A 15,309-nucleotide genomic window follows, 5' to 3' on the forward strand; every position below is an offset into this window, starting at 1 on the left:
CTTTCGTTATGTTGGCGATGGGAGGCGCATCAGACGGTCGCCATGGTGAGGGCGGACTCCATGTCCACCGCCACGATGCGTGACACGCCCTGCTCCTGCATGGTGACGCCGATCAGCTGTTCGGCCATTTCCATCGCTATCTTGTTATGGCTGATGAAAAGAAACTGTGTCTCTTTGCTCATGCTGGCGACCAGCTTGGCATATCGCTCGGTATTGGCGTCGTCCAGCGGCGCATCGACTTCGTCGAGCAGGCAGAACGGCGCGGGGTTCAGCTGGAAGATGGCGAACACCAGCGCGATCGCGGTCAGGGCCTTTTCGCCGCCGGACAGCAGATGGATGGTCTGGTTCTTCTTGCCGGGCGGCTGGGCCATCACCTGCACGCCGGCGTCCAGCACCTCGTCGCCGGTCATCGTCAGCTTGGCGTTGCCGCCGCCGAACAGTTCGGGGAACATGCGGCCGAAGTGGCCGTTGACTACGTTGAAGGTGCCGACCAGCAGCTCGCGGGTTTCGCCGTCGATTTTCTTGATGGCGTCTTCGAGTGTGGTCATCGCGTCGACCAGATCGGCCGTCTGCGCATCCAAAAATGTCTTGCGTTCGCGTGCGACGCCCAGTTCTTCCAGCGCCGCCAGGTTGACCGCGCCCAGCGCCGCGATTTCGCGGCTGCCGCGGTCGATCTCGCCCTGCAGGCCCTGGATGCGCACGTTGCCTGCGACGACCGAAGCCCCGACGGCCTCCAGGTCGGCGCCGGCGTCCGCCAGGAACTGGCTGTATTGCTCCAGGCCCAGGCGGGCGGCCTGTTCCTTCAGCTGGAATTCGGTGATGCGCTGGCGCAGCGGGTCGAGTGCGCGTTCCAGCTGCAGGCGGCGTTCGTCGCTGGCCCGCAATTTGGTGGTCAGGTCGTCGTACTCGCTGCGCTGGGCGGCCAGGGCGGCTTCACGCTCGCTCTTCAGATCCAGCGCCTGCTGCAGGCCACCTTGCGCCGCCGCGTCGGACAGGCGCACCAGTTCTTCACGCGCCCTGAAGTCCTCGTCGGCCAGCGCGGTCGCCTGCTGGGCCGAGGTGTCGATGGCGCGACCCAGTTCGGCCCGCCGTGATTCGAGGGTGCGGCGGGCGAAAGCGGCCTCTTGCGCCCGACGTTCGAGGCTGCGCTGCTGTTCACGGGCTTCGGTCAGACGGCGTTCGGCCTCGATCACCTTTTCGTCGAGCGCAGCGTGGCGTTCCTGCGTATCGGCCAGTTGCATGTCGAGTTCTTCGAAACGCGCCTCGGCCATCACCCGGCGTTCCTGCAATTCGTCCAGCTGACCATCGACTTCGGCCAGGTCGCCGGAAATCTGCTCGGCCCGCGCCCGGGTCTGTTCTGCCAATTGCGACAGGCGCAGGGTTTCGACCTGCAATTCATGTGCCCTGCCCCGGCCTTCGGTGGCGTCGCGCCGGGCTGCCACCAGGCTCTGGCTGGCTTCGGTGTACTGGGCCTCCGCGCGGATAGACGCTGCGCGCGCCTCTTCGGCGATGAAGGACTGGGCGCGCAACTGCTTGTCCAGATTCTCGATTTCCTGGGCCCTTGCCAGCAGGCCGGCCTGCTGAGAATCGGGCGCGTAGAAACTCACGCCGTGGGCGGTGACGGCATGGCCGCCCTGCACAAAAATGCTTTCGCCCGCGGCCAGTTGGCTGCGCAACGACAGCGCGGTGTCCAGGCTGTCGGCGGTGTAGCAGCCGGACAGCCAGTCGGCGAACAGGGCCCGCTGGCCGGCGTCCGACAGACGCAGCTGGTCGGCCAGCCGTGGCAGCGTCGCCGTCGGTTCGGGCAGGCCGGCCAGCGGCGGGCTATAGAAAGCCAGTCGGGCCGGCGGTGCATCGGAAGCAAAGGCTCGCACTGTTTCGAGTCGCGAAACTTCCAGCGCGCCCATTCGTTCGCGCAACACGGCTTCCAACGCGTTTTCCCAGCCGGGCGTGACCTGTATCCGGGTCCACAAGGCGGCGAGGCCATCCAGACCGTGGCGCGCGAGCCAGGGTTGCAACTTGCCGTCGGTGCGGACTTTTTCCTGCAACGCCCGCAGCGCCTCGGCACGCGCCGACAGGTCGGACTGGCGCGCCGATTCGCCGTTCAGCTGCTGCTGGCGGGCACGGCGTTCGTCGTCCAGGCGCGGCAGGTTGTCCTGCAGGTCCTGCAGCCGGGCTTCGGCTTCGGATGCGTTTTCTTCCGCGGCGGCCAGTTGCTCCTGCAGATTGGCCAGCCGCTGTTCGTCGGGTGCTGCCAGCGCATTGCGGTCGGCGGCCAGCCGTTCGCGGCGACCACCCAGTTGACGGGATTGTTCTTCGATGCTGCGCTGCTCGGCAGCCAGCACCTGGATCTGCTGCTGCACCTGCGTGACTGCGCCGCGCTGCGCGCCGGCCCGCTGCTGCGACTGGCGCAGCACGTCTTCCAGGTCGGGCAGGCGCATCGCCTGTTCTTCGACCTGGGCGGCCAGCAATTCGGCCTGCTCATCGGCGGTTTCGCCTTCCGCCAGCAGGTTCTCGAGCTCGACCGTCGCGTCTTCGCGCCGGGTGTTCCACATGGCCAGCTGTTCGGCCAGTGCGACCAGCCGTGCCTGCACCCGTTGCCGGCCTTCGATGACGAAACGGATCTCGGCTTCGAGCTTGCCGACCTCGGCGCTGGCTTCGTACAACGAGCCCTGCGCACGGTTGACCTGGTCGCCGGCGGCGTAATGCGCCTGCCGCACGGTTTCGAGGTCGGCTTCGACATGGCGCAGGTCGGCCACGCGGGATTCGAGATCGTTCATCGCCTGCTGGGCGTCGGCATGGATACGCGCCTGTTCGGTCTCGCTTTCGGCGCGTTTCAGAAACCACAGCTGATGCTGGCGCAGGGTGACGTCGGCATTCAGGGTGTTGTAGCGCTGGGCCACCTCCGCCTGCTTTTCGAGCTTTTCGAGGTTGCTGTTCAGCTCGCGCAGGATGTCTTCGACGCGGGTCAGGTTCTCGCGCGTGTCGGAAAGCCGGTTTTCGGTCTCGCGGCGGCGTTCCTTGTATTTGGATACTCCCGCCGCCTCTTCGAGGAACAGCCGCAGTTCTTCGGGCCGCGACTCGATGATCCGGCTGATGGTGCCCTGGCCGATGATGGCGTAGGCACGCGGGCCCAGGCCGGTGCCCAGGAACACATCCTGCACGTCGCGGCGGCGCACCGGCTGGTTGTTGATGAAATAGCTGCTGGTTCCGTCGCGGGTCAGCACGCGTTTGACGGCGATCTCTGGGAAACGCGCCCAGGATCCGCCTGCGCGGTGGTCTTCGTTCGAGAAGGTGAGCTCGACACTGGCCCGGCTGGACTGCTTTCGGGTGGTCGTGCCGCTGAAGATCACGTCCTGCATCGACTCGCCGCGCAGTTCGCTGGCCTTGGATTCGCCCAGCACCCAGCGCACCGCATCCATGATGTTGGACTTGCCGCAACCGTTCGGCCCCACCACGCCCACCAGCTGGCCGGGCAGCAGGAAGTTGGTGGGTTCGGCAAAGGACTTGAAGCCCGAAAGCTTGATGGAGTTGAGGCGCACGGCAGAGGGAGAAAACAGCGCTGCGCAGGCAGGCGAACGGGGTTGCGATGATACCGGGCCAGGCGTGGTTCGGACCGGGGAGCATGGCTTCGCCTGGTCCCGTCGGGTGACGGGGGCACTGGCTAGATTGGCCTGTCACTCCCGACAAACGTCTCACATCCACGAAGGCCTTCCCATGCTCAAGCCTGCCAGCACCGCCATCCAGGGTGCGCCATCCACGCCCTTCATGCCCCGCCCGGACGAGACCGGACGTCGCAACGCCTCGATGTATGCGATGGATACAGGCCAGACGCTCCTCGACGGGCTTCCGGCCTCCGGCAGCTGGAGCGAGGGAGTGGTGATGCGGTATTACGCCGCGTGCACCGTAGACGACTCGAATACCGGCCCCGGTTCGTCGGTCGATGTGGCAATGTTGCACAGACGCCTGGCCGAATGGCACGCCGGCCGCACCCAGGACCCGACGCAGCTCGGCGATCAGCAGATGGTTCAGGACCTCCAGTCGGCACTGATCGCCGCCGTGACGATCGGCATGGCCCACAGCGTCGAGATGATGCTGCTGGCTTTTTCGAATCATCCGCTGGTGCGCGTGTGTGCGGTGTCGCATCCCTACGTGCTGGCCACCTTCATGGAAAGCGTTCTGAAGCGCCTGGCCGGCGTCGAAGACCCTGACCCGCAGAACCGCACCGGCATCCGCTACCAGGAAAAGATCATCGCAGCGCTGCTCAACTGGAATTCGGTCCAGCCCGCGCTCGACACCGTGGTGAAGACACCGCTGGCGCGCTGCCTGAAAGTGCTGGCCACAGCGGTGATCAGCGCGGTGCGTGACGGTGCGGAGCGGTCCGAAACCCGGTCACTGCTGCAAGACCTGCCGGCGGACGCCCCACCCGGCCCGACCAAACTCACCGCGAGCGAAACCCTGTTCATCAACTGCCTGATGTGCTGGCTGCGCAATGTCGGCGTGGACCTGGTCCGCCAGGTGGTGCGCAGCGGTGGCGACGCCGCCCTGCCTGCCACCGGACCGGTGGCGCAGAGCACGATCGAACGGTTCGTGCGGCCGGTCTTCCTGGGACAGCAGGTGCCGGGCGGTCTGCCCGCCACGGCCATCTCGGTGCAACCGGCCCTGGCAGCGGCTGTAAGTCCGACAAAACCTGGCGGGCTGCAGGGATCCCGCACGGATGAAATCCTGCAGCAGTCGCACGACCTTTTCTGAAGCCTTTGCCGAAGCCTGTCCGAGGCCCCTCAGCGCAGGCGGTAACGCAGCTTGCGGCCGCCGGTCACCGTCGAATCCAGCGCCAGCCACTGCCCGTCCGCGCCATACCAAAGCTCCAGCGGGCTGTCCGGGCCGGCCAGTTTCCAGCGTTTGGCAGGCACGGTTTCGCCGCGGGCCTGAACCGGCTGGTCGGCCAATGGCGAGACCGCCACCGTGACGTATTCGCCAGTCTGCACATTGAGCAGCCGGGGCTGCGACAACATGGCCGGATTCCAGTAACCGAAACCCATCACGCAGCCCGGATAGCTGGCCACCCCGCGCGACGAGGTCACCCGCAGGCCGGCACCGTCGACGGGCTCGGCATCCACGTTCAGGACGGTTCCGTCGTCTTCGGTGCGGGCGCGCACGTTCTCCAGGCATCCGTTGCGCCAGACTTCGTCTGCCTCGTGGCGATAGCGGTAGGCGGTGAAACCCAGCACTTTCACATCGAAGCGTGCCCGGCTGCGAACCGCCGTGCGATCACCCTGGGTGCTGACGGCGAAACGATGTTCGCCGATCGGCTTGCCATCCAGCGACACGTCGAAAACCCATTCGCGGACCGTCTCTGCAGCAGTTGCCGTGCATGCCGCCGCCACCGAAAAGGCCAAAATGCCGGCCTTCATCACCGCCCCTTCGACGAACGTACCGGACCCGGGAAAAAAGCATTGGTGCGCGCAATGTAATCACGGTATTTGGGCCGGCGTTCGCCGATGTCGTGTTCCAGCAGCGAGACGCCCGACACCTTCAGCAGCAGCACCGTCATGACGATCGGCGACACCAGAGCCCACAGGCCGCCCCAGCCCGCACCCCCCAGGCCCAGCAGGAAGATGCCCCACCAGGTGCAGCATTCACCGAAGTAGTTGGGATGGCGCGAATACCGCCACAAGCCCTTGTCCATCACCTGCCCCTTGTGCGCGGGATCGGCCAGGAACCGGCTGAGTTGCGCGTCCGAAACCGACTCGAACACGATTCCGAAAGCCGCCAGCGCAATGCCGAGCAAGTCCATCAGGCCGAAAGGCCGGGGCTCCGAAAAAGCGGCGAACAGGGGCGCCGCAACCGCCCACGCCAGCACCGCCTGCAGGGCGAAGACCAGATACAGGCTCTTGAAGGCGAAGTTAGGCTGGTTGCGAGCTCGGATGGCCTGGTAACGCCGGTCTTCCCCATGCCCCCAGTTGCGGCGGGTGACATGCCAGGCCAGGCGTATCGCCCAGGCGAGCAGCAGCGGAATCACCCAGCCGGCGCGTGGCATCGCGTCGGGCAGCAAGGCCGCATACACCACGCCCGGCGCGGCGATCATCGGGCCCCAGCTGCGGTCGACCAGGCTCACATCGCTGCGCACCAGGCTGGCCAGCCAGGTCAGGAATGACAACAGCGCCGCTGCCGCCAGACCCCAGAGGGCGATCTGAAAACCGCTCATGGGTTGTGCCCGTCGCTGGCGCGTTTTTCGAAGAGGTAGTGCGACACCCACCATTGCTGCCCGCGGTCATAACCGAACAGTTCGGCCACCGCCATGAAGAACACGCGCCAGCGCTGCCGCCACAATTCGGCATCGTCGCCATACGCAGCCTGCAGGACCGGCGTCAGCTCATCACGCGCGGCGTCCATGTTGGCCAGCCAGGCATTGGATGTCCGTTCGTAATGGGTGCCGTCCCAGCGCCAGCGGCGCACCAGCTGCAGGTCGTCCTGGAACTGGGCTGCCATGTCGTCGCTGGGCATCATTCCGCCCGAGAAAAAATAGCGGCTCATCCAGTCCGTCTCGTCCTTTTCGACGAAGGCGTAAGGCACCGAGCGGTGGGCGAAAACATGCATGAAGAACCGCCCTCCCGGCACCAGCCAACGCGCCACCCGGCCGAACAGTTCGGGCCAGTTGCGCATGTGTTCGAACATCTCGACCGACACGATGCGGTCGTATCGCTGTTCGGTATCGAACACATTCATGTCGCGGGTCAGCACGGTGACGTTGCACAGGCCGCGCTTCTGCACCTCGCTCTCGATATACGCACGCTGAGACGCCGAATTCGACACTGCGGTGATCAGCGAACCCGGATACTTCTCTGCCATCCAGAGGGTGAGCGAACCCCAGCCGCAACCCAGTTCGAGAATGCGCTGGCCGTGTGCCAATCCGGCTCTGTCGCAGGTGGCCTCGAGTGCGACACCCTCGGCCTGCTCCAACGACATCACGCCTTGCGGCCACCAGCATCCGCTGTATTTTCGGTTGGGCCCGAGGACGGCACCGAAGAAGGCGGCGGGCACCTCGTAATGCTGTTCGTTGGCCTTTTCAGGCACCAGCGCCAGTGGCGCGCGACGCACTTCGTCGAAGAAGGCCGTAGCGCGCTCAGCCGCCTTTTCAGCGTCGCCGACCTCGATCTCTTGGAGACGTTCGCCCAGCAATCGGCGAATGCCGGCACGGACCACCGAATCGGGCAGCTTGCCCTGCTCAGTCCAACGAATGCCCAAATCGGCGATGAAACCCATCCGCTCGCTCCCGGTTAACTGTATCTACCGGTAGCTTACGCAGCACTTCGTGTTTCGGATGTGGGACATCGGCGCGCAAGGCACGCCAGACGCGCCGGATTCAAGCCGCGGGTCTGCCTTTCAGCATCACCGGTTTGCTGTGCCAGATCTCGTCGGTGTACTGCGCGATGGTCCGGTCGGAAGAAAACGGCCCCATGCCAGCCACGTTGAGGATGGCCTTGCGGATCCAGGCCTCGGGTTCGCGATAGAGGGCATCGACCCTGTCCTGCGCTTCGACATAGGCGCCGAAGTCGGCCAGCAGCAGGTACTTGTCGCCCCATTCCACCAGGGTGTCGAAGATCTGCTGGTAACGCGACGGCTCGTCCGGCGAGAAAACCCCGTCGCGGATGGCGTCCAGCACCCGCTTCAGAACCGGGTTGCCGTTGTAGAGGGTGCGCGGCTGGTAACCCGCGGTGCGCAAGGCTTCGACCTCCGGCGTGGTGTTGCCGAAGATGAAGATGTTGTCCATGCCCACGCTCTGGCTCATCTCGACGTTGGCGCCGTCGAGCGTGCCGATGGTGAGCGCGCCGTTGAGCGCCAGCTTCATGTTGCCGGTGCCCGAAGCCTCGGTGCCGGCGGTGGAAATCTGCTCCGACAGATCTGCCGCTGGGATGATGATCTCGGCCAGGCTCACGCTGTAGTTGGGCATGAAGACCACCTGCAGCCGGCCCCTCAGGCGTTCGTCGTTGTTGACGACGGTCGCCACGTCGTTGATGAGACGGATCACCAGCTTGGCCATCGCGTAGGCCGATGCCGCCTTGCCGGCGAACACCACCACACGCGGCACATGGTCGCCTTCGGGGTCGTCCAGGATCTGCTGGTATCGCGCCACGACATGCAGAAGGTTGAGCAATTGGCGTTTGTATTCGTGGATGCGTTTGACCTGCACGTCGAACAGCGCGTCGACGTTCAGTTCGAGCCCCATGTGTTTCTGCACCCAGGCGGCCAGACGCTGTTTGTTCTGGCGTTTGGTCCGGCCGAAGGCCGATGCGAAAGCCGGTTGAGTGGCCATCGGCTTGAGGGCTTCCAGCTGCGACAGGTCACGGCGCCAGCCGCGGCCGATGCGCTGGTCCAGCAGCGCGGCCAGCGGCGGGTTGGCCTGCGCCAGCCAGCGGCGCGGCGTCACGCCGTTGGTCTTGTTGTTGAAACGTTCGGGGAACACCCGGGCGAAGTCCGAGAAGATGGACTGCACCATCAGGTCGGAATGAAGAGCCGAAACACCGTTGACCGAATGGCTGACCAGCACCGCGATATAGGCCATGCGCACCCGGCGTTCGCCACCTTCGTCGATCAGCGACAGCCGGCGCATCAACTCGGTGTCGTGGCCGTGTTCGTGGGCCACCGTGGTGAGGAACTTCGCGTTCATGTCGAAGATGATCTGCAGGTGGCGCGGAAGGATCCGGCCCATCATGTGCACCGGCCAGGTCTCCAGCGCCTCGTGCATCAGCGTGTGGTTGGTGTAGCTGAAGATGCGCTGGCAGTTGCCCCATGCGGTGTCCCAGTCCAGGCCATGTTCGTCCAGCAGCAGCCGCATCATCTCCGGCACCGCCAGCACCGGGTGGGTGTCGTTCAGGTGGATGCTGATCTTCTCGGACAGCGCGTCGAAGTTGTCGTGGGTGCGCAGGTAGCGGTGGATCAGGTCCTGGCAGCTGGCCGAACAGAAGAAGTATTCCTGGTGGAGCCGCAACTCGCGACCCGACTCGGTGGAGTCGTCCGGGTAGAGCACCCGCGACACGTTCTCGGACAGGTTCTTGCGTTCGACCGCCTCGCGGTAACTGCCGCGGTTGAATGCGCCGAGGTCGATCTCTTCCGTTGCCTTGGCCGACCACAGGCGCAGCGTGTTGGTGGCTTCTGTGCCGTAGCCGGGCACGATGCTGTCGTACGCCATGGCCAGAACGTCGTGTGTGTCGACCCAGCTGGCACTGCCGAAGTCCTGGCGGTCTTCCACCCGGCCGCCGAATCGCACCCGCCACACGACTTCCGGCCGCTGGAATTCCCAGGGGTAGCCGTGGGTCAGCCAATAATCGGGCGTCTCGACCTGCTGGCCCTCGCGGATGGCCTGCTTGAACATGCCGTATTCATAACGGATGCCATAACCGAAACCGGGTACCGCCAGCGTGGCCATCGAATCCAGGAAACAGGCCGCCAGCCGGCCCAGGCCGCCGTTACCGAGCGCCGCGTCGGGCTCCAGGTCGGACAGCTGGTCCAGGTCGACACCGAAATCGGCCAGTGCCTGGCGCATGGTGTCCTGCATCTCGAGCGCCAACAGCGCATTGGTGAAAGTGCGGCCGATCAGGAATTCCATCGACAGGTAATACACCCGCTTGACGTCCTGTTCGTACTGGGCGCGGGTGGTCGCCATCCAACGCTCGACCAACTGGTCGCGCACCGCGAGTTGCACCGCATGCAACCAGTCTTCGGGTTTGGCCGCGGCCGGATCCTTGCCGACCGCATAGATCAGCTTGTTGGCAATGGCGCGTTTGAAGTCCGCGACTCCGTGATCGGGGTGGTCGTATTCGAAACTCTTGAGACCGGTACGGAAAGGCATGGGCGTGCTCGCTGCGAGTGGCTGAAAAACAGGGGCGATCTTGCTACAGACGGCGGGACGATGCGATCGCCCGAAGGCATGCATCAAACGTGCCTGCCGCTGCGCAGAAAGACTGTCAGCCCATCTTCGGCTGGCCGTTCGAAGCGGTCAGCCCACCATCCACCGGCAGGTTCACTCCGGTGATGAAACTCGCGTCGTCGCTCGCCAGGAAAGCGATGGCCGCGGCTACTTCGCGCGGCTCGCAGGGCCGGCCCAGGGCGATGCGCTCGTCGAATCTGGAGACCAGCGCCTTGTCTTCCTGCATGTCGTCCGTCATGGGCGTGCGGGTGAAACTGGGACACACCGCATTGACCCGCACGCCGGCCAGCCCGTGGTCCAGCGCCATCGACCGGGTCAGGTTGACGATGGCACCCTTCGAAGCGTTGTAGGCAACCGCGGCCCAATCCCCGCCCAGGCCGGACACCGATGCGGTGTTGACGATGCTGCCCCTGGTCTTCAGCAGTTCCGGCAAGGCGGCACGTGCGCAATGGAAGACGCCGCCGACGTTGGTGTCCAGCGTCTTCTTCCATTCGGACAGGCTGACATCGACCACCGATCCTTCGGCGAACACGCCCGCGTTGGCCACCAGCACGTCGAGGCGGCCGTAGGCGTGGACAGCGGCCTCGACCAGGCGTTTGCAGTCGCCGAATTCGGCCACGTCGGTCACCTGCACCAGCGTGCGTTCCTTCGGCAGCGTGGCGGCCACCTTCTCGAGCTTGGCTGCGGTGCTGCCGGCGAGCACCACACTTGCACCCTCTTCCGAAAACCGTCGCGCGGTGGCTTCGCCGATGCCCGAGCCCGCGCCGGTGATGATCACTACCTTGTTGTTGAATCGCTGCATGCATGCTCCCGTGAAAATGCGTGAGCCACCCATTCTGTGGAGGCCGGTGGCCGGGGCTGTATCCATACGCTGCGGGGGTGTCCGCATGTCCCGGATAATCAGGCTCCATGAATCCCCTGCTTTCCCGCCTCCAGCCCTATCCCTTCGAGCGGCTGCGGCAACTTTTCGCCGATGCCACCCCACCCGCCGGCCTGCGCGCCATCAGCCTGGGCATCGGCGAACCCAAACACCCGACCCCGCCCTTCATCCAGCGCGCGCTCGCCGATGCGGCTTTGTCGCCCACCGGCGGGCTGATGGGCTACCCGCCGACCGCTGGCGACCCGGCCCTGCGTGCATCTTTCACCGGCTGGCTGAAGACGCGCTACGAGCTCTCGCTGGACCCGGCAACGCAGGTGCTGCCGATCAACGGTTCACGAGAGGCGCTGTTCGCCTTCACCCAGACCGTGGTCGATGCTTCGGCCGACCGGCCGGTCGTCGTCTGCCCCAATCCGTTCTATCAGATCTACGAAGGCGCAGCGCTGCTGGCGGGCGCCGAGCCGTACTACGCACCGAGCGATCCGGCCCGCAACTTCGCGGTCGACTGGGACAGCGTGCCGGATGAGGTCTGGGCGCGCACCCAGCTGGTGTTCGTGTGTTCGCCCGGCAACCCGACCGGTGCGGTGATGCCGCTGGCTGAATGGGAGAAGCTGTTCGCCCTGTCGGACCGCCACGGTTTCGTGATCGCCTCCGATGAGTGCTACAGCGAAATCTATTTCCGTGACGAACCTCCGCTGTCCGGCCTCGAGGCCGCCGCGAGGCTGGGCCGCACTGGTTTCCCGCGTCTCGTCTCATTCACCAGCCTGTCCAAACGCAGCAACGTGCCGGGCCTGCGCAGCGGTTTCGTGGCGGGGGACGCAGCGCTGATCAAACCCTTTTTGCTGTACCGCACCTACCACGGCGGCGCCATGAGCCCGGTGGTGGCCAGCGCCAGCATCGCGGCTTGGGGCGACGAAGAACACGTCAGGGAGAACCGGGCGCAATACCGCGCCAAGTTCGCACAGGTGACACCGGTTCTGGCGCAGGTGCTCGATGTCGCCCTGCCCGACGCCGCCTTCTACCTGTGGGCCGGCATCCCGGAGCGTTTCGATGGCGACGACGCCGCCTTCGCCCGCGAGCTGTACGCACAACAGAACGTCACCGTGCTGCCTGGCAGCTACCTGGCCCGCGAGGCACGGGGCTTCAACCCCGGCCGCGGCCGGGTGCGCATGGCGCTGGTCGCGGAAACCGCCGAATGCCTGGAAGCGGCGGAACGCATCGTGGCCTTCGTGCGCGGCGCGGCCTGAATCCACCCGAAACCGTCCAGTTAGGAAAGACACGGCCATGGCAATGATGGAACGCATCCTGCGGTTGATGGCGGAAAAACACGCATCCGACCTGTACCTGTCGGCCAACGCGCCAGCCACGCTGCGCATCAACGGCGACTGCATCGCCATCAACAACCAGCCGCTGCCCTACGACGCACCCAAGAACCTGCTGGCCGAAGTGCTGCCCGCGGTACGCATCGAAGAGCTGGAGGAAGTCGGCGAACTCAACGTCGGTTTCGCCATGAAGGACGTGGGCCGGTTCCGGGTCAGCGCCATGCGCCAGCGCGGCTCGTTCGCGGTGGTGATACGGCATATCCACGGCGAGATTCCGCGCCTGGAAACACTCAACGTGCCGACCGTGCTGGGCGAACTCATCATGGAACGCCGCGGGCTGCTGCTGATGGTCGGCTCGACCGGCGCGGGCAAGAGCACCACGCTGGCGTCGATGATCGACAGCCGTAACGAAAGGCATGGCGGCCACATCCTGACCATCGAGGAGCCGATCGAGTTCCTGTTCCGCAGCAAGAAATCGGTGGTCAACCAGCGCGAGATCGGGGTCGACACCGCATCGCTGCAGATAGCCCTGAAGAACGCGCTGCGCCAGGCGCCGGACGTCATCCTGATCGGCGAGATCCGTGACCGGGAAACCATGTCGGCGGCGCTGGCCTATGCGCAGTCGGGCCATTTGTGCCTGGCCACCATGCACGCCAACAACAGCTACCAGACGCTGAACCGCATCCTGAGTTTCTATCCCGCCGAAGTGCGGCCGACCATGCTGGGCGACCTCGCGACGGCGCTCAAGGCCATCGTGTCGCAGCGCCTGCTGCGCACCACCGCCGGCGTCCGCATTCCGGCGGTCGAAGTGATGATGAACAACACGGTCATCAGCGAACTCATCGAGCGCGGCGACTTCTCGGGCGTGCAGGAAGCGATGGAAAAATCCATGGTCGAAGGCGCGCAGACCTTCGAACAGGACATCGCGCGCCTCATCCACGAAGGCCGCATCAGCCGCAAGGAAGGCCTGAGCCAGGCCGACTCTCCGACCAACCTGCTCTGGCGGCTGGACAACGACTTCGACGTGGCGCGCCGAGCCGCCACCGAAGCCAGCCTGCAGGCCGAGGCCGACCCGGTCGGCCCGACGTTTACCGACATCGTTCTGGATATCAAGCTTTGACTCCTACCCTGCTGCTCACCGAAGAGCTGATTTCGCGCCCATCGGTCACGCCGGACGACGCCGGCTGCCTGGAAATCCTGGAACGCCGGCTGGCGGCTTCCGGGTTCGTCAACGAACGCATGGACAGCGGCCCGGACAGCTTCCGTGTCAGCAACCTGTGGGCGCGTCGCCCCGGTGCCACGCCCGACGCGCCAGTGCTGGTGTTCGCCGGCCACACGGACGTGGTGCCGACCGGTCCGCTGGAGCGCTGGAGCCAGGCGCCCTTCGTGCCGACGCATCGCGAGGGCCGCCTGTACGGACGCGGCGCGGTGGACATGAAGTCGTCCATCGCCGCATTCGTCGTGGCGGTCGAGCAGTTCATCGCCGCCACGCCCGAATCGCCGATCGCCATCGCCCTGCTGCTGACCAGCGACGAGGAAGGTCCGGCCGTGGACGGCACCGTCGCCGTCTGCCGCGCGCTCCAGGACCGCGGAGAGAAGCTGGACTGGTGCATCGTGGGCGAACCCACTGCCGTGCAGCGCACAGGCGACATGGTCAAGAACGGCCGGCGCGGCAGCATGAACGCCAGGCTGACGGTGCGCGGCATCCAGGGCCACATCGCCTATCCTCAACTCGCACGCAATCCGATCCACCAGGTCCTGCCGGCGCTGGCCGAACTGGCCGCCATCGAATGGGACAAGGGCAACGATTTCTTCCCGCCGACGTCCTGGCAGATCAGCAACATCCACAGCGGCACCGGCGCGACCAACGTGATCCCGGGCGAGGTGGTGATCGACTGCAATTTCCGCTTCTGCACCGAATCCACATCGGACGGACTGAAGACCCGCGTGGCGGCCGTGCTCGACCGCCACGACCTCGAATACGACATCGTCTGGACCATCAGCGGCCAGCCCTTCCTGACCACGCCGGGCGCGCTGGTCAATGCGGTACGTGACGCCATCCGCGCCGAGACCGGCATCGAGACCGAACTGTCCACCACCGGCGGCACCAGCGACGGCCGTTTCATCGCGCGCATCTGCCCGCAGGTGATCGAATGCGGCCCGCCCAACGCCATGATCCACAAGATCGACGAATACATTGACGTCGCCGAACTGGCGCCCCTGACCGCCATCTATCGCCGCACCCTGGAGAACCTGGCGCAGCGGACGCTGTCGGGAGCGGCGCGGTGAAAGTCATCACCTGCATCGAGGCCGCCGCACGCCGGCTGGAAGAAGCCAAGGTCGGTTTCGGCCACGGCACCACCAACGCATTCGACGAGGCCGCCTGGCTGGTGCTTTGGCGTCTGGGGCTGCCGCTGGACGAGCTCGACGAGGTCGAGCAACGCGACGTGACCGAAGCCGAATCAGCGGCCATCGACGAACTGCTGCACGAACGCATCGCCAGCCGCAAGCCCGCCGCCTATCTGACCCGCGAGGCGTGGCTGCAGGGCGTGCCCTTCTACGTCGACGAACGCTCGATCGTGCCGCGCAGCTTCATCGCCGAACTGATCGCCGACGGCGGTTTCGACGAATGGCTCGGCGACCACACCGAACGTGTGCTGGATCTCTGCACCGGCAACGGCAGCCTGGCCGTGCTCTGCGCCATGGCATGGCCCGAAGTGACGGTAGACGGCGCCGACATCTCGGCCGATGCGCTGGCCGTGGCCCGCATCAATGTCGACCGCCACGCACTGGCCGACCGCATCACGCTGATCGAGTCGGACGGCCTTTCGGCCACGGCCGGTCCCTACGACCTGATCGTCTGCAACCCGCCCTACGTCAACACCGCCAGCATGGCCGCGCTGCCCGCCGAATACCAGGCAGAACCGGTGCTGGCGCTGGCTGGCGGCGACGACGGCATGGACTTCATCCGCCGCCTGTTTGCCGAGGCGCCCGCACACATGACCGAACACGCGGTCCTGGTGCTCGAAATCGGCAATGAACGACCTTTCTTCGAGGCCGCCTTCCCACAGTTGCCCGTCGCCTGGCTGGACACCAGTTCCGGCGACGACCAGGTGCTGCTGGTGGACCGCGCCACGCTGGTTTCGCCTTTCTTTTTCGGCGATTCCAGCCACTGACCC

Annotated in this window: 11 protein-coding genes; 5 read left to right on the forward strand and 6 right to left on the reverse strand. The window is 65.6% G+C overall.

Annotation, left to right across the window (positions count from 1 at the left end):
* Nucleotides 1–29 precede the first annotated feature (29 nt).
* Complete coding sequence (gene smc / locus AC3ANW_RS11610) at nucleotides 30–3,542, reverse strand: chromosome segregation protein SMC (RefSeq protein WP_488345321.1); 3,513 nt, start codon at nucleotides 3,540–3,542, stop codon at nucleotides 30–32.
* A gap of 175 nt (nucleotides 3,543–3,717) precedes the next feature.
* Here smc and AC3ANW_RS11615 point away from each other — a divergent pair, with 175 nt between their 5' ends.
* On the forward strand, nucleotides 3,718–4,752 hold the full coding sequence (locus tag AC3ANW_RS11615) for a hypothetical protein (protein WP_488345322.1): 1,035 nt from the start codon (nucleotides 3,718–3,720) through the stop codon (nucleotides 4,750–4,752).
* Between the two features lie 29 nt (nucleotides 4,753–4,781).
* Here the strand turns inward: AC3ANW_RS11615 and AC3ANW_RS11620 are convergent, their stop codons facing one another.
* From AC3ANW_RS11620 to budC, 5 genes are all read right to left on the reverse strand, one after another.
* Nucleotides 4,782–5,414 carry a DUF6134 family protein gene (locus AC3ANW_RS11620; RefSeq protein WP_488341002.1) on the reverse strand — a complete coding sequence of 211 codons (633 nt, stop codon included), beginning with the start codon at nucleotides 5,412–5,414 and terminating at the stop codon, nucleotides 4,782–4,784.
* A complete protein-coding gene (locus AC3ANW_RS11625) occupies nucleotides 5,414–6,208 on the reverse strand; it encodes a DUF1295 domain-containing protein (protein WP_488341003.1) in 795 nt (264 codons plus the stop codon). Before AC3ANW_RS11625 ends, AC3ANW_RS11620 begins: the two co-directional genes overlap by 1 nt.
* Nucleotides 6,205–7,266: an SAM-dependent methyltransferase gene (locus tag AC3ANW_RS11630; RefSeq protein ID WP_488341004.1), complete on the reverse strand. Its 1,062-nt coding sequence runs from the start codon at nucleotides 7,264–7,266 to the stop codon at nucleotides 6,205–6,207. The genes AC3ANW_RS11625 and AC3ANW_RS11630 overlap by 4 nt, the downstream gene beginning before the upstream one ends.
* A 100-nt stretch (nucleotides 7,267–7,366) precedes the next feature.
* Nucleotides 7,367–9,853 carry a glycogen/starch/alpha-glucan phosphorylase gene (locus tag AC3ANW_RS11635; protein WP_488341005.1) on the reverse strand — a complete coding sequence of 829 codons (2,487 nt, stop codon included), beginning with the start codon at nucleotides 9,851–9,853 and terminating at the stop codon, nucleotides 7,367–7,369.
* A gap of 115 nt (nucleotides 9,854–9,968) precedes the next feature.
* Nucleotides 9,969–10,733, reverse strand: coding sequence for a meso-2,3-butanediol dehydrogenase (budC, locus tag AC3ANW_RS11640; RefSeq protein ID WP_488341006.1), 765 nt, complete (start codon nucleotides 10,731–10,733; stop codon nucleotides 9,969–9,971).
* A gap of 107 nt (nucleotides 10,734–10,840) precedes the next feature.
* Between budC and dapC the strand changes: the two genes are divergently transcribed.
* From dapC to prmB, 4 genes are read left to right on the forward strand one after another with little or no spacing between them, the layout of a single operon-like run.
* Nucleotides 10,841–12,055 carry a succinyldiaminopimelate transaminase gene (gene dapC / locus AC3ANW_RS11645; RefSeq protein WP_488341007.1) on the forward strand — a complete coding sequence of 405 codons (1,215 nt, stop codon included), beginning with the start codon at nucleotides 10,841–10,843 and terminating at the stop codon, nucleotides 12,053–12,055.
* 37 nt (nucleotides 12,056–12,092) lie between these two features.
* Nucleotides 12,093–13,250 (forward strand): PilT/PilU family type 4a pilus ATPase, encoded by a 1,158-nt coding sequence (locus AC3ANW_RS11650; protein ID WP_488341008.1) that lies wholly within the window; start codon nucleotides 12,093–12,095, stop codon nucleotides 13,248–13,250.
* Complete coding sequence (gene dapE / locus AC3ANW_RS11655) at nucleotides 13,247–14,419, forward strand: succinyl-diaminopimelate desuccinylase (RefSeq protein WP_488341009.1); 1,173 nt, start codon at nucleotides 13,247–13,249, stop codon at nucleotides 14,417–14,419. Before AC3ANW_RS11650 ends, dapE begins: the two co-directional genes overlap by 4 nt.
* Nucleotides 14,416–15,306 (forward strand): 50S ribosomal protein L3 N(5)-glutamine methyltransferase, encoded by an 891-nt coding sequence (gene prmB, locus AC3ANW_RS11660; protein WP_488341010.1) that lies wholly within the window; start codon nucleotides 14,416–14,418, stop codon nucleotides 15,304–15,306. The genes dapE and prmB overlap by 4 nt, the downstream gene beginning before the upstream one ends.
* The last annotated feature ends 3 nt before the right edge of the window (nucleotides 15,307–15,309 follow it).

Source organism: Xylophilus sp. PBN-3R, assembly GCF_057747805.1.

Excerpts from the sequence above, each read along its gene's own strand:
- AC3ANW_RS11615 (WP_488345322.1), top strand. The coding sequence starts at position 3,718 with ATGCTCAAGCCTGCCAGCACCGCCATCCAGGGTGCGCCATCCACGCCC.
- AC3ANW_RS11620 (WP_488341002.1), bottom strand. The coding sequence starts at position 5,414 with ATGAAGGCCGGCATTTTGGCCTTTTCGGTGGCGGCGGCATGCACGGCA.
- AC3ANW_RS11625 (WP_488341003.1), bottom strand. The coding sequence starts at position 6,208 with ATGAGCGGTTTTCAGATCGCCCTCTGGGGTCTGGCGGCAGCGGCGCTG.
- AC3ANW_RS11630 (WP_488341004.1), bottom strand. The coding sequence starts at position 7,266 with ATGGGTTTCATCGCCGATTTGGGCATTCGTTGGACTGAGCAGGGCAAG.
- AC3ANW_RS11635 (WP_488341005.1), bottom strand. The coding sequence starts at position 9,853 with ATGCCTTTCCGTACCGGTCTCAAGAGTTTCGAATACGACCACCCCGAT.
- budC (WP_488341006.1), bottom strand. The coding sequence starts at position 10,733 with ATGCAGCGATTCAACAACAAGGTAGTGATCATCACCGGCGCGGGCTCG.
- dapC (WP_488341007.1), top strand. The coding sequence starts at position 10,841 with ATGAATCCCCTGCTTTCCCGCCTCCAGCCCTATCCCTTCGAGCGGCTG.
- AC3ANW_RS11650 (WP_488341008.1), top strand. The coding sequence starts at position 12,093 with ATGGCAATGATGGAACGCATCCTGCGGTTGATGGCGGAAAAACACGCA.